Here is a 13,647-nt window from a genome sequence, read left to right as displayed (position 1 = left end):
CGACTACCCTTGTGCGCTGTGACCGACGCGCGCGAACAGTTGATCCAGTACATCTCCTCCGAAGCGGTGTTCCACGGCGACTTCACCCTGACCAGCGGGAAGAAGGCGACGTACTACATCGACCTGCGGAAGGTCAGCCTGGACCACCGCGTCGCGCCGCTGATCGGCCAGGTCATGACCGAGCTCGTGCAGCAGGTGCCGGACGTCTCCGCCGTCGGTGGCCTGACCATGGGCGCCGACCCGATCGCCAGCGCCGTCCTGCACCAGGCCGCAGCCCAGGGCCTGACCTACGACGCCTTCGTCGTCCGCAAGGAGCCGAAGGACCACGGCCGCGGCAAGCAGGTCGAGGGACCGGACCTCAAGGGCAAGCGCGTCGTCGTGCTCGAGGACACCTCCACCACCGGCGGCTCGCCGCTCAAGGCGGCCGAGGCGCTCGAGCGCGAGGGCGCGATCATCGCCGCCGTCGCGGTCGTCGTCGACCGGGACACCGGTGCCAAGGAGACGATCGAGGCGGCTGGCTACCCGTACTTCGCGGCCATCGGGTTGGCTGATCTGGGGCTGACCGCGTGACCGAGGAGCGTCCGGACGACGCACGCGAACCCGACGGCACCGCCGGCCCGGCAGACGGGGACGACGGCCTGGAGGCTCGGCGTGCGTCCGGATCGGACGCTCCGTTCCACGGTCTCCGCAGCGCTGCGGACATCTTCGGGGCTCCGCGCGGCGAGGAGGACTGGCCGTCGCGGCGGGAACGCCGCGAGGCCGAGCGCACCGCCCGTGAGACGGGCGCGCCGCTGCCGGAGCCGTTCGTGGCCGAGGGGGAGGCGGAGGCTGCTGCTCCTGGGCCTGCCGCGCCTGCACCTGCTGCTCCGGCGCTCGACGACGGCGCGACCCAGGCCATCTCGATGCCACCCGAGCTGCTCGCGCCCTCCGAGAACCCCGACGCCGTCGTCGAGCACGAGCGCTCCACTCTGCACGACCGGATCCCGGCCGCCGCCGACGTCGCGCCGGACTCCACCGCGCCGCACCCGTCGTCGATCGTGCTGCCGACGGCACAGACCCACCGCGACGAACGAGCTGCCGCGTCGAAGGCGATCGAGGACGAGCGTCGCCGCGTCGACCCGTTCGGCGAGGGCCGCGCCGACGTCGACTGGCTCGGCCGCGCGACCGGGAACCACCCGGAGTCCGTGGCGCCGGTTGCTCCCGCTGCGCCGCAGCCCCTCGGTGTCGAGAACGTGCTGCCCCCGACCGAGGAACCGCCGACCTTCACCGACCTGTTGCGCATCACCAGCACCGGGCCGGTCCCCACGCAGACCGGTGCCCACGACCGGCCGTTCGACTGGGCGATCGGCGACGACGACGAGCCCGGCGAGGTCCCGGCGACGCTGACCACCGACTCGTTCGACACCACCGCGCTGTCCGCCGGGTCCTGGTCGCTCGCCGACGAGTTGGACGACGAGGACGAGGTCGTCGCAGGCGAGGTCGACACCCCGGCCTCCGGGCTGCCGCAGGCACCGCGGACCTACCCGGTGCCGCCGGCGGTCCCCGCGCCGCCGGTGGTTCCCCCGGCGGTCCCGGGTGTCGGGGCCGGTGCAGGTGCTGCTGCTGCTGTCGCTGGTGCCGCTGGCGCCGCTCCGTCGGAGGCGACCGAGGCCGTGGACGTGCCCCGTGCGCCCGCCGGAGGCGACGTGCCGGACGCGACCGAGGGCCTCCAGGCCGATGCCCCGACCACCGCGATGCCGGCGGCCGGGACGCCCTGGTGGTCCGAGCCCGACGCGACCGTGCCGCCGACCACCGCGCCGCCGCTCGTCGAGCCGACCGCCGGCGCCCAGGAGCACCCGGCGCACCTGCCGCCGTCGGTGGGGCAGGACCTCGACGCCGTGCTCGGGCTGCGTGGGAACGACACCGGTCCGCAGCCGGAGTCCCTGCCCGCCGCGGCGCCGGACGACCTGGACCAGTCCGAGTGGGACGGCCGCGAGACCAGTGACACGAGTGCCATCAAGGACCTGTTCGGCACCGAGGCCGTCGGGCAGCTCGGTGGCACCGGCTACGACCCGGAGGACACCGGGACGCGGATGATGCCGGCGGCTGCCGTGCCCGCGGCTGCTGCCGCTCCTGCCGCTGCCCCCGCGCCCGCTGCTGCTGGGCGGCCGGCCGGCGGTCCGGACCGGCAGCCCGGCGATCGCGACAACTTCATCAACGAGGGCTTCGCGCGGCTGCGGAACGAGGGCAAGCGCGGCAAGCAGCTGCTGATCTACGGGTCGATCGCGCTGATCCTCGTGCTCATCGTGCTGGTGTTCTTGCTGTCGAAGTGGATCCTCGGCAACAACATCGCCGACCAGGCCGTGCCGACGAAGTCGCCGGTGGCTGCCTCGTCGGCGCCGGCGACCCCGAGCGCTGCGGCGTCGGCGTCGGCCTCGCAGCCGGGTGGCGCCGCAGCACCGGCCGCCACGCTGCAGTTCGCCACGACCCCGGCCCTGCCCGGCGAGCACCCGTGGACCGACCTGGCTGGCGGGGAGTGCCTGTCGCCGTTCACGAACGCGTGGTCGCAGACCTTCACGGTGGTGGACTGCGCGACGCCGCACATCGGGCAGCTGACCGCACGCCTCGCCGTCGAAGGTGACACCTACCCCGGTGCCGAGGCCCTGGCGACCCAGGCGGCCGACCAGTGCCAGTCCGACACCGCGCTGAACGCCTCGGCCGCCGCTGCCGTGGGGGACGTGCAGGTGCAGGGTTCCTACGCGCCGGACCAGGCGACGTGGGACCAGGGTGACCGGTTCATCGCGTGCTTCGTGACGCGGTCGTCGGGGCAGCCGCTGACCGGGTCGTTGGCGCCGGGGGCGTAGGGGCGGGTCGGGCGGGCGGGCGGCGCGGGTCGGGCGGCCGGCGCGGGTCGGGCGGTCGACGTCCGACGTCCGACGTCGAACGACGATGTCGACGTCGTACGACAACGACACCGTCGTTCCTCGCGCCCCGGGACTGTCCGCGTGTGCAACGAACGACATCCCCGATGTCGTGCGACGTCGGGGATGTCGTTCTGCATCGGCGGCGGTGCGTGCCGCGGTGCGGACAGCGCCGGCGTCAGGCGCTCGCGGGCACCTTCGCCGACACGTCGGACAGCGTCTGCAGCTCGTCGGCGGTGAGCTCGAGCTCCGCCGAGGCCAGCAGCGCCGGCAGCTGCTCGGTGTTCCGGGCGCTCGCGATCGGCGCGACGACGTCGGGCTGCGCCTGCAGCCACGCGAGCGCGACCGTGGCGATCTCGGAGCCGTGCGCATCGGCGATCGAGGACAGGGCGTCCACGACGGCGAGCCCCTCGTCGGTGAAGTAGCCGGACACCTGGCCCTCGCGGTCCTTGCCCGCGAAGTCGTCCTTCGAGCGGTACTTGCCGGTCAGGAACCCCGCGGCGAGCGAGAAGTACGGCACGACGCCGAGTCCGTGCTCGTGCGCGAGCGGTGCGATCTCGGCCTCGTACGGCTGGCGGGTGACCAGGTTGTAGTGCGGCTGGATGGCGACGGGCTGGGCGAGGCCGTTCTCCGTCGCGATGCGGATCCACTCCGCGGCACGGTCCTTCGAGTAGTTCGAGATCGCGGTGTAGCGGACCAGGCCGTCCTGCACGAGCTGGTCGAAGGCGCGAACGGTCTCCTCGAGCGGGGTCGACTGGTCGTCGAAGTGCGCGTAGTACAGGTCGATCCGGTCGGTGCCGAGGCGCTCGAGGCTCGCGCGGGCAGCTGCGGCGACGGTGTCCGCGGCGAGGCCCTGGAACTCCGGGTGCTGCGAGCCCTTCGTGGCGATGACGACGTCGTCCCGCTTGCCCGAGGCGCGCAGCCACGAACCGATGACCCGCTCGGACTCGCCGCCCGAGTTGCCCGGCGCCCAGGCCGAGTAGACGTCCGCGGTGTCGATGAAGTCGCCACCGGCTGCGGTGTAGGCGTCGAGGACCTGGTGCGAGGTCGACTCGTCCGCCGTCCACCCGAAGACGTTGCCGCCGAGGGCGAGGGGGAACACGTGCAGGTCACTGGTACCGATGCGGGGCATACGGAGGTCCTTTCGTGGTCGGGGGTGCGGTGGGAGCGAACCGCACGTCTCCCGACGCTATGCCCCGATGCTTGACACGGCCCCGGCGCGAGGGGCTTCGATGGACGGATGACCACGCTCACCGATGCCCTCGCCGATCCGCGATCCTCCGCCCGGCTGCAGGCCGTGATGGCCGCGGGGACCACCCCGGACCCCGCGGACCTCGAGGTTCTCGTCGCGCAGTGCGCCGTCGAGCCGGACTTCTTCGTCCGCGACATGCTGACGTGGGCGCTCACCCGGCACCCAGCCGACGACGTCGTCGCCCGCGTGCTGCCCGAGCTCGAGCGCCCCGAGCCGCAGGCCCGCAGCCAGGCGCTCCACACCCTGTCGAAGATCGGCGACCCGGAGGCGTGGCCGGCGGTGCGCCCGCTGCTCGAGGACCACGACGACGGGGTGCTCCGCGCCGCCTGGCGGACGGCCGTCGCACTGGTGCCGGACGACGAGCGGGCGTCGCTCGCGCGGACCCTCGCCGTGCAGCTCGGCATCGGCGACCGCGAGCGTCGGCTCAGCCTGTCGCGTGCCCTGGTGGGACTCGGCGAGGACACCGTCGGACCGGTCCTCGCCGCGGCCGCCGACCGGGGGACCGAGGCCGTCCGGGAGCACGTGCGCGAGACCGAACGCCTGCTGCACGACCCCGGCGTCGCGTCCGAGTACGCGCTCGAACGGGCTCGGCGCGAGGTCGCCCTCGGCCGGACGCGGTCCGTCAAGGGCTAGGGCCGGCCGGCGCGCGCGGCCGGGCGGGCTGAGTGGTCGAGAACCGTCGGCGTCGCGGTGGTGGGGTGGGCGCGTCGCGCGGTCACGACGCCTCGTGGCCGGGGTGCCGAGTGGTCGCGGACCGTCGGTTGCGGGGCTGCCGGGCGACAGGTGGTGACCGCTCGGCGGAGGTGAGCGGGGTGTCGTGACCGGTGGGGGCGCCGGACGGGAGGCGCGTGGCGGCCGCGCACCGGGCCTCCCGTCCGACGCCACGCGCGTTCGCGGGCCGTGGTGCGGTCACGACGCCCCGTGCGCTGGGCACCGAGTGGTCGCGGACCGTCGGTTGCGGGGCTGTCGGGCGACAGACCGTGACCAGTCGACGGGCGTGAGCGGGGTGTCCCGGCCAGCCGACCGGCCGGCCCGCACACGCAGCGCGGTCAGTCGCCGTCGGGTGCGAGCCAGATGGAGGACGCGGCGGCGGCCGGCAGGTCGACGAGGGACTCCGAGCCGTCGGTCGCCCGCCGCGACACTGCGATGACGCCGGCGTAGTCCCGCACCCGCTCGACCCGCAGGTGCGTGCCCAGTCCCACCCCGAGCTCGTCGAAGTACCGCAGCAGCGAGGGGTCGTCGTCCGAGACCCGGTCGACGGTGCCGCACGCTCCCGGCTCGATCGCGCCGAGGAGCGTGCCGGGGGAGTCCGGCACGATGCCGTCCGCCCCGGGGATCGGGTCACCGTGGGGGTCGTGCGTCGGGTGGCCGAGGTCGGCGTCGACCCGGTCGAGGAACTGCTCGGACACGGCGTGCTCCAGGGCCTCGGCCTCGGTGTGGACCTCGTCCCACGAGTAGTCGAGCCGCTCCACCAGGAACGTCTCGATCAGCCGGTGTCGCCGGACCATCGCCACCGCGACCTGCTGCCCGAGCGGGGTGAGCACGACGCCGTAGTACGGGGTGTGCTCGATCAGGCCGTCACGGTCGAGCTTCTTGAGGTTGCCCGACACCGTCGACGCCGACACCTTCAGCGACGCCGCGATGTCCCGCGTCGCCAAGCCGGGCCCGCCGCGCTCGCTGGCCTTCCAGATGAGCTTGACGTAGTCCTCTGCCATGGTGGACAGGGATGGCAGGCGCATACCGCCAATCGTACGACCCGCCTGGTACAACCGGGAGGTGACCACCACCGCCCCCGTCCGAGCCCGCCGCCGTCGCTGGCCGGTGCCCCCGTCGCTGCTGCTCGGGCTCGCGCCGATCGTGGTCTTCGCGGCGATCAGCGCCTGGCGGTCTCGGCCGAGCGACGACTACGCGACCCTCGCGCAGACGGTCGACAGCGTCGTGCACGCCCTGGTCATCCCCGAGGGCATCGCCGTCGTGGCACTCGCCCTGTTCGTCACGGCGCTCGGCTGGTGGCGGATCGCCACGGTCGACCCGGTCCGGACGCGGCTGCGGTGGACGATGCTCGCACCGGTCCTCGTGCTCGTGGTGTGCGTCGTCCGGCTGCCCCTGATCGACTGGACGGCGCTGCCCGCGCACTACTTCCTGCTGCTCGCCGTCGGGGTGCTGTTCGTCGGGGTCTTCGAGGAGCTCATGGCCCGCGGGACCCTGCTCGTCGGGCTGCGGCGGCGCCTGCCGGAGATGGGGGTCTGGGCCCTGTCGTGCGCACTGTTCGGGCTGCTGCACCTGCTCAACGCGCTCGCCGGTGCCGGGATCGGGCCGACGCTCATCCAGGTCGTGTTCGCGGCGTCGTTCGGGTCGACGCTGTACGTCGCGCGCCGGCTGACCGGCTCGCTGCTCGCCCCGGTGCTGCTGCACGCCTTCTGGGACTTCGGGTCCATCGGGTTCTCGGCGACCGCGGACACGGGCGACTTCGGCAAGCTGACGCTGCTCGGCCTGATCGGGCTGTTCTCGTTCGGGGTGCTCGCGTTCGGCATCGTGGCCGGCGGGGTCATCGCCTGGTACGACGACCGACCCCGTCGGCTCGTGAAGCGGTGGCGGACGGTACCGCCCATGGGGGCGGTCGTGGTGCCGGGAGGCGAGCCGCGCCTCCCGGCCGACGTGGTCTGAGGGAACGGACGCGACGGCCGCTGCACTGGCGGACGATGTGCCGACCGGCGCGTGGCGACCCCGCGCGGACGCGACGGTGCCCCGGAGCGCAGCACGCTCCGGGGCGCCGTTCGGTCGTGTCGGTCGACGCGACGCGTCGTGTCGGTCGACGCGACGCGTCGTGTCGGTCGACCCGACGCGTTGTGTCAGTCGACGCGACGCGTCGGTCGACCCGCGTCGTGTCAGTCGGCCCGACGCCGGAGCTGTCGACGGCGGACGACGACCAGCGCGATGCCGGCCATCAGGAACACGATCGCGGCGATCGTGACCCCGGTGAGCTGCACGCCGGTGAACGCCAGGCGCGTCGCGGACGGGTCGGTCGCGGACGGATCGGCGGCAACGGTCTGCCCGGCGGCTCCGGCTCCTGCTGCGGCGCTCGAGGCAGTCGCGGCCCCGCTGCCCGTGCCGGCGCCCGTGCCGGCCGTACCCGCCGTGCCGGCCGTGCCCGCCGTTCCTGCCGTTCCACCGGAACCGGGGCCCGCGCCCGTGCCGCCGGTCCCCGTGTGCGGCTTCGTCGTGGGCTTCGGGGTCGGCTTCGGCGTGACGACCGTGGACACGATCCGCGAGACCGCACCGCTCTTCGTGTTCAGGAGCACCTCGCGGTGCTGCGGGTGCGTGAAGTCGAACATGCTCCGGATGGACCCGGCCCGGGCGTCGAACGACTGGTCACCGATCCGCCCGGTCGACCAGTTGTCCTCGATGAACTTTGTGGTCGACGTCTGCTCGATGGCGGTGTGGTCGACGTGGTTCTGCTTGGCGAACGGCGAGATGACGAGGTACGGCAGCCGCTGCGAGGGGCCACAGCGGTCGAGGTACCCACCGGCGACACCGACCTTGGTCGCGGCCGTGGTGCAGACCGTGGTGTCGTTCGAGGAGTCCGTCGAGCCGTTCAGGATCGTGGGCGCGACGTGGTCGTACCAGCCGTCCGAGTCGTCGTAGTTGATGACGATGGCCGTGCTCGACCACTCCGGCGACCGCTCGATCTCGTTGATCTTCGACGTCAGGAACTTCTGCTCGTCGAGCGGGTCGGAGTACGCGGCGTGGCCGTCCTGGGCCTCGGGTGCCTTGAGGAAGGACACGGCGGGCATCCGGTGCTCGGCGAGGGCCGTGTCGAACGCGGACAGGTCGTACTGGTGGTTCGCCCGGTCGGTGGAGCCGATCATGCGGTCGCTCGTCGGTGCCAGGTGGTGCGGGTTCGACGTCGACGCGTAGTACGCGAACGGGTTGTGGTGCGGCGAGTAGTCGTTGCTGACCGAGCCGCCGACGTTCGTCGTGGTGGCGTCGCACTTGGCGAGCGTGCCGGTGCCCGCGTAGGCCGTCGTCGGGGTGAAGCCGCCCTGGAACCAGCCCCAGGTGACGCCCTTCGCGTTGAGCAGGTCGCCGATGTTCTTGCCCGACATCTTCACCAGGTTCGACGTCGACGTGTGGTCCTTGTCGGAGCAGTCGTCGTAGGCGGGGTCCGGGTCGGCGGTGACGGTGCCCTGGCCCGCGGCGTCCTTCGCGACGACGGCGGTCGAGGTCGGCACCGTGGCACCGGTGACGGAGTCGACGCCCGTGCCGCCGTGGGTGTTGCCGCTGATCAGGTTGAGCGCCCCGGGGGTCGAGGGGCCGAAGCCGGTGTCCCAGGCGTTGTCGCTCATCGCGTAGTTCTGGGCGTAGTTCCACAGCCCGGTGGTGGTGTTGCCGTCGTAGTAGTCCATCGTCAGGCCGGGGGACCCGTACAGGCCGGTGCAGGTGTCCACCGAGGTGCTCTCGACGAACTTGTCCATGGCACCCCCGTCGACGGCCTTCTGCTCGGGCAGGTAGTTGTGGTTCTGGTCGCACGTGAGCGCCTGGGCGGGCGTCAGCCGTGACGGGGCGTAGGCGTTCGGGTTCTTCGTCAGGGTGCCGGAGGACGCGAGCGTGTTCACCTTCGGAGTGCTCCGCGCCGCGGTGAAGCGGGTGCCGTCGGTGTTCGCGGCCTTCGGGTAGGTGCCGAAGTAGTGGTCGAACGACACGTTCTCGTCGTACATGACGACGACGTGCTTGATCGGGGTGGTGGTCTTCAGGGAGTTGTCCGCGGCGGACGCCGACTGCGGGATGGCGAGGGCCGTCCCGGCGACGGCCGCCAGGGCCATGATGGCGAGCGCGCCCTGTTGGACGCGTCGTTCGGAAGGTCGGAACACGTGGAACCTCTCACTGGTCGGGACGGTGGGGCGGTGGGGGAGCGGTGGGGCCCTGCGGCGGGCGGGCGTGTGCGAGCGACGGCCCGGCGCCCGGCTAGGTCCGTGCGAGCAGCCGACGGCCCAGCCAGTCGTCCGCGTGGCGGACCCCGGGCAGGGCGAAGTAGTAGCCGCCGCCGACGGGTGACACGTAGTCGACGAGCGGCTCGTCGACCAGGCGCTTCTGCACGGCGACGAACTGCCGTTCCAGATCGGCCTGGAAGCACGCGAACAACAGGCCCATGTCGAGGTCGCCGTTCGTGTCGGTGCCGTTGTCGTAGTTGTACGGACGACGGAGCATCTGCTGCGCACGGGCCTCGGCGGTGCGCGGGTTCGCCAACCGGATGTGCGCGTCCATCTGGATGACGTCGCCGGTCGGGTCGTCCTGGTACCGGGGGTCGTCGAACTCGCCGCTGCGGGTGAGCGGGGCACCGGAGTCGCGATGCCGGCCGATCATGTTCTCCTGCTCGTGCAGTGAGACGCGGTCCCAGAACTCGACGAACATCCGGATGGTCCGCACGACGTGGTAGCTGCCCCCGGTGACCCAGTCGGGTTCGCCGTCCTGTCCGCCGCGGGTCCAGACCAGGTCGTCCATGACGCTGCGGTCCGCGGTGGAGGGGTTGCCGGTGCCGTCCTTGAACCCGAGCAGGTTGCGCGGGGTGCCGGAGGGGCGCGGCGGGGACGCGAAACCGTCCTGCCGCCAGCGCACCTGCATGCCGCCGCGAGTGGCCCGGGCGATGTCGCGGACGGCGTGCAGGACGCTGTCGGTGTTGTGCGCGCACACCTGCAGCAGCAGGTCGCCGTCCGAGATCGACCGGTCGAGGTCGTCGTTCGGGAAGTCCTCCATCGTCCGCAACCGCGCCGGGCGCTGCACCGACAGGCCGTACCGGTGGTCGAAGAGCGAGGCGCCGACGCTCGCCGTCACGGTGAGCCCGTCGGCCGCGACCTCCGGTCCGAGCACGCCGGAGTCGGCCGGCGGGGCGGTGATCCCGACGTCGGCAGGCGTGCCGCCGCGGGTGAGGAACCGGGCCCGCTCGGTGATCGTCCGGAGCAGGTCGGCGAGCTCCCCGCGGCCGGCCGCGGTCACGTCGAACGCCAGGAACGCCGACTGTCGCTGCGCGGGCGTGGTGATCCCGGCCTGGTGCGCCCCGTGGAACGCGTACGACGAACCGGGCGGAGCGTCGGCACCGCCTGTGGTCGCGGCGGCTGCCTGGAGGCCCGTCCCACCCCCGGCGGTCAGGCTCGCCGCCGCCGCGGCGGCTCCGGCACCTGCCCCGACCGCGCTGGTCAGGAACGCGCGGCGGCCGACGCCGCGGGTGGGGCCGGTCGGCGGCTGCTGGTCGTCCGGCGCACCGGCGGGACACGCGCTGCCGTCGGCGGACAGGCCGAGGCGGGCGTGCGCCTCGGTCATCCGTCGGTACGTCGCCGCGTCCATCCCGCGTGGGAGTTGCCGGCTCTGGAAGCCCTGCCGGCCCTGGCGCTGCGGTCGTTCGGTCACGAGGTCCTCCTCGGGTCGCAGATGGCGGCGACGGGGGCGAGTCGTTCGAGCGCAGCGTCGAGGTCGGCGTCGAGGTGCTCGCGGGCGGTGCGGTCGAGACTGTCGAGGGTGTCCCAGCTGCCGTCGGGCCGTCGGTGTGATTCCAGGTCGGCGCGGAGGGTCGCCAGCGCACGATCGGTGGCCCGGAGGCCCGGGTAGCGGGTCCGCAGGATCGACCGGAGCGGCTCGAGCGCGTGTTCTGTCCCGCTCGTGTTCGCGTCGATCGTCGCCAGTGCGGTGTGGCTGCCGGCGTCGGTGGCCCCGGTCGCCTCGAAGCGGAGCGCGTTCTCGAGGATCTCGTGCGAGCGCAGGCCGATGTCGAGCGGGTCGACCCGTTGGGTGGGGAACGTCCGGCGCAGGTGTGCGACGGCGGCGACCAGGGCGTCGGCGGGCGCGACGGCGCGACGGCTGGGCGCACCCGACCACAGCAGCGCCTCGACGCGGTGGAAGCCGGCCAGGTGCGGGTCGTCGAGTGCGGTCCGTCCGGCGGCCGGGAGCCCGTTGATCGCGGTGTCGTCGTCCCCGAACGCACCGTAGGCGGCTCCGAGCTGCTCGTACTCGCGGTGCCCGGTCAGCCAGTCCCGCCGTGCAGCGCGGACGTCACCTGCACGGACGTCGGCGTCCAGCGCACGCACGTCGTCGAGCAGCGCCGGCAGGCGACTCTCGATCCAGGCGCCGTACGACTTCACGGCGGGGATCAGGTCGTCGCGGGTGACCGGGACGATCCCCGGGGTCTCGTCGCTGACGTGGGTGGCGCCGCGCAGGTGGACGACGGGTCCGGTGCTCGGGTTCGCGTCGGCGGGCAGGCAGCGGAACCGGTACTGGCCGCGGGGGAGCCGGACGCCGTAGGCGTGCGTCGCACCCGATCCCAGGCCCTCCGCGTCGAGGTAGACCGCGCCGTTCGTGGGGTCGACCAGCTGCACCTCGATCCCGGCGACGGAGGTGTTGTGGATCCGGAACGTCTGGGGGCCGGCGAGGGCGCGGTCCGGGCTCGCAGGCCACCCCGTCCCGCAGGCGTCGGTGCCGGCCTGCACGGTGACCGCCGACGTCTGCGGCGCCGGCGAGGGGACCAGGTGCGGGGCGACGATCGCGGTTCCCACGAGCGCCCCGAGCGCGCCGACGACCACTGCCGTCGTGGCACGAACCGACATCGGCACCGATGACCCCATCCTGTAGTAACTCACAGAAAACCCTGATCAGAGCCACTTTCGGCTCGACCAGGGCAACCATAGAGTCGCCCCAGGGGCAGTTTTCCCGTCGTTCACCGCAGGGCGGTTCTGTTCACCGGATCGTCATCGAGCGATCTGTGGCGAACGGGCGCACCCGGGTCGGGGGCCGCTCGAGCTCGAGCTAGACCTCAACCTCGAACGGCTCGGTGCGCACGAGCTCGTGCACGCCGGAGATGACCTCGCTCGGGCGGAACGGGTACCGGTCGATCTCGGCCTGGTCGCTGATCCCCGTCATCACGAGCACGGTGTGCAGCCCCGCCTCGATGCCGGCCTGCACGTCGGTGTCCATGCGGTCGCCGATCATGCCGGTGTTCTCGGAGTGCGCGCCGATCCGGTTCATCGCGGAGCGGAACATCATCGGGTTCGGCTTGCCGACCACGTAGGGCTGCTTGCCGGTGGCCTTCTCGATCATCGCCGCGATGGCGCCGGTGGCCGGCAGGACCCCCTCGGCGCTGGGGCCGGTGGCGTCGGGGTTCGTCACGATGAAGCGGGCGCCGGCGCGGATGAGCCGGACGGCCTTGGTGATCGCCTCGAACGAGTAGTTGCGGGTCTCGCCGACGACGACGTAGTCGGGCGCGGTCTCGGTCATGATGAACCCGGCCTCGTGCAGGGCGGTGGTCATGCCGGCCTCACCGATCACGAACGCCGAGCCACCGGGCATCTGCGACTTGCAGAAGTCGGCCGTGGCGAGCGCACTCGTCCAGATCCGCTCCTCGGGCACGTGCAGGCCCGAGCCCCGCAGCCGGGCGCTGAGGTCGCGCGGCGTGAAGATCGAGTTGTTCGTCAGCACGAGGAACTCGGTGCCGTCGTCGAGCCACTGCTGGATGAGTTCCGGCGCGCCCGGGAGCGCCTGGTTCTCGTGGACGAGCACGCCGTCCATGTCGGTCAGCCAGCACTCGACGTCGTCTCGGGTCGCCATGGCCCTCACCCTACTGCGCAGGGGTTCAGGCCCGGCTCGCGGCCGGCTCGGAAAGGGCCGGGAGGCCCGGGGCGGCTCTTGCGCGCTGCTCCGAGACCCGAGAAGGTCGAGACACCGAACCGTGGTCGGCTTTTGCCCTACGCTTTTCGGGACACGTACCGAATCAAGGAGGCCCCTCGTGCTCGTCGAACCCGGAACCCCGTCCGCCGCGCCCCGACCCACCCCGGTGTCGGAGACGGAGCTCGAGGTGACGCCGCGACGACGCCGAGGCCGCCCGAACGTGCTCTCCCGCGAGCAGGTGATCGACGCCGCCACGACCATCGCGAACGAGGACGGCCTCGACCGGCTGTCCTTCCGAGCCCTGGGCGTGCGGCTCGGGGTCGCCCCGATGACCGTGCACCGGACCATCGGCGGGCTGGACGACCTGCACGCCGAACTCGTCCGCCGCACCGTCGACGAGTTCACCGCCACCTTCGTCTGGCCGGACGAGTGGCACGCCGTCGTCCGCACCTTCGCCACGACGTTCCGCGACCTGATGCGCACCCACCCGCTCGTGCTGGAGTCGCACAGCCAGCGCGCCCCGCTCGCCTCGACCGAGTCCGACGCCGTCGTGGCGAAGGTCGTCGGTGCCCTGCAGGACGCCGGGCTGCCGCCGGCCGAGGCGATGTACACCTTCTTCGTCGTCTACGACTTCGTGGTCGGGCACGCCGGGGTGCAGGTCGGACGCGGGGATTCCGAGGCCGGACGCCCCGAGCGGCACCGGCTGGTGGGCGAGATCCTCGGCGAGCACTCCTACGACGACCGGTTCGCGCTCGGCCTCGACATCCTGATCGCCGGCATCGAGTCGCGCATCGCCCACGGGGCCGGCACCGCCTGAGCCCGCGCCGCCGCAGGGCGCTGCCG

Annotated in this window: 11 protein-coding genes; 5 read left to right on the top strand and 6 right to left on the bottom strand. The window is 72.8% G+C overall.

Annotation, left to right across the window (positions count from 1 at the left end):
* The first annotated feature begins 18 nt into the window (after positions 1-18).
* A complete protein-coding gene (gene pyrE / locus HP445_RS04215; protein WP_071404348.1) occupies positions 19-570 on the top strand; it encodes an orotate phosphoribosyltransferase in 552 nt (183 codons plus the stop codon).
* On the top strand, positions 567-2,843 hold the full coding sequence (locus HP445_RS19105; protein ID WP_128781529.1) for a septum formation family protein: 2,277 nt from the start codon (positions 567-569) through the stop codon (positions 2,841-2,843). The genes pyrE and HP445_RS19105 overlap by 4 nt, the downstream gene beginning before the upstream one ends.
* Before the next feature lie 235 nt (positions 2,844-3,078).
* On the opposite strand, the gene HP445_RS04205 is transcribed toward HP445_RS19105, so the two are convergent.
* Complete coding sequence (locus HP445_RS04205) at positions 3,079-4,032, bottom strand: aldo/keto reductase (protein WP_111029748.1); 954 nt, start codon at positions 4,030-4,032, stop codon at positions 3,079-3,081.
* Positions 4,033-4,140: 108 nt separating this feature from the next.
* On the opposite strand from HP445_RS04205, the gene HP445_RS04200 reads away from it, so the two are divergent.
* Complete coding sequence (locus HP445_RS04200; RefSeq protein ID WP_128781530.1) at positions 4,141-4,785, top strand: HEAT repeat domain-containing protein; 645 nt, start codon at positions 4,141-4,143, stop codon at positions 4,783-4,785.
* Positions 4,786-5,201: 416 nt separating this feature from the next.
* Here HP445_RS04200 and HP445_RS04195 read toward each other — a convergent pair whose 3' ends face one another.
* Complete coding sequence (locus HP445_RS04195) at positions 5,202-5,891, bottom strand: metal-dependent transcriptional regulator (RefSeq protein WP_128781531.1); 690 nt, start codon at positions 5,889-5,891, stop codon at positions 5,202-5,204.
* 37 nt (positions 5,892-5,928) lie between these two features.
* Between HP445_RS04195 and HP445_RS18485 the strand changes: the two genes are divergently transcribed.
* Complete coding sequence (locus HP445_RS18485) at positions 5,929-6,819, top strand: CPBP family intramembrane glutamic endopeptidase (RefSeq protein WP_164941272.1); 891 nt, start codon at positions 5,929-5,931, stop codon at positions 6,817-6,819.
* Between the two features lie 221 nt (positions 6,820-7,040).
* On the opposite strand, the gene HP445_RS04185 is transcribed toward HP445_RS18485, so the two are convergent.
* The 4 genes from HP445_RS04185 to HP445_RS04170 all read right to left on the bottom strand — a co-directional run bounded on the left by HP445_RS04185 (position 7,041) and on the right by HP445_RS04170 (position 12,744).
* On the bottom strand, positions 7,041-9,023 hold the full coding sequence (locus tag HP445_RS04185; RefSeq protein WP_241660480.1) for a phospholipase C: 1,983 nt from the start codon (positions 9,021-9,023) through the stop codon (positions 7,041-7,043).
* 94 nt (positions 9,024-9,117) lie between these two features.
* Positions 9,118-10,557, bottom strand: coding sequence for an iron uptake transporter deferrochelatase/peroxidase subunit (gene efeB, locus HP445_RS04180; RefSeq protein WP_241660481.1), 1,440 nt, complete (start codon positions 10,555-10,557; stop codon positions 9,118-9,120).
* Complete coding sequence (locus tag HP445_RS04175) at positions 10,554-11,747, bottom strand: EfeM/EfeO family lipoprotein (protein WP_128781533.1); 1,194 nt, start codon at positions 11,745-11,747, stop codon at positions 10,554-10,556. The genes efeB and HP445_RS04175 overlap by 4 nt, the downstream gene beginning before the upstream one ends.
* Before the next feature lie 199 nt (positions 11,748-11,946).
* Complete coding sequence (locus HP445_RS04170) at positions 11,947-12,744, bottom strand: HAD-IIA family hydrolase (RefSeq protein WP_128781534.1); 798 nt, start codon at positions 12,742-12,744, stop codon at positions 11,947-11,949.
* Positions 12,745-12,922: 178 nt separating this feature from the next.
* Between HP445_RS04170 and HP445_RS18480 the strand changes: the two genes are divergently transcribed.
* Positions 12,923-13,621: a TetR/AcrR family transcriptional regulator gene (locus tag HP445_RS18480; RefSeq protein ID WP_163343243.1), complete on the top strand. Its 699-nt coding sequence runs from the start codon at positions 12,923-12,925 to the stop codon at positions 13,619-13,621.
* Positions 13,622-13,647: the final 26 nt, after the last annotated feature.

The organism is Curtobacterium flaccumfaciens (genome assembly GCF_013359815.1).
Lineage (GTDB): Bacteria > Actinomycetota > Actinomycetes > Actinomycetales > Microbacteriaceae > Curtobacterium > Curtobacterium flaccumfaciens.
This window is presented reverse-complemented; position numbering and strand designations above follow the sequence as displayed.

Excerpts from the sequence above, each read along its gene's own strand:
- HP445_RS04195 (WP_128781531.1), bottom strand. The coding sequence starts at position 5,891 with ATGCGCCTGCCATCCCTGTCCACCATGGCAGAGGACTACGTCAAGCTC.
- HP445_RS04200 (WP_128781530.1), top strand. The coding sequence starts at position 4,141 with ATGACCACGCTCACCGATGCCCTCGCCGATCCGCGATCCTCCGCCCGG.
- HP445_RS04170 (WP_128781534.1), bottom strand. The coding sequence starts at position 12,744 with ATGGCGACCCGAGACGACGTCGAGTGCTGGCTGACCGACATGGACGGC.
- HP445_RS04205 (WP_111029748.1), bottom strand. The coding sequence starts at position 4,032 with ATGCCCCGCATCGGTACCAGTGACCTGCACGTGTTCCCCCTCGCCCTC.
- HP445_RS04175 (WP_128781533.1), bottom strand. The coding sequence starts at position 11,747 with ATGTCGGTTCGTGCCACGACGGCAGTGGTCGTCGGCGCGCTCGGGGCG.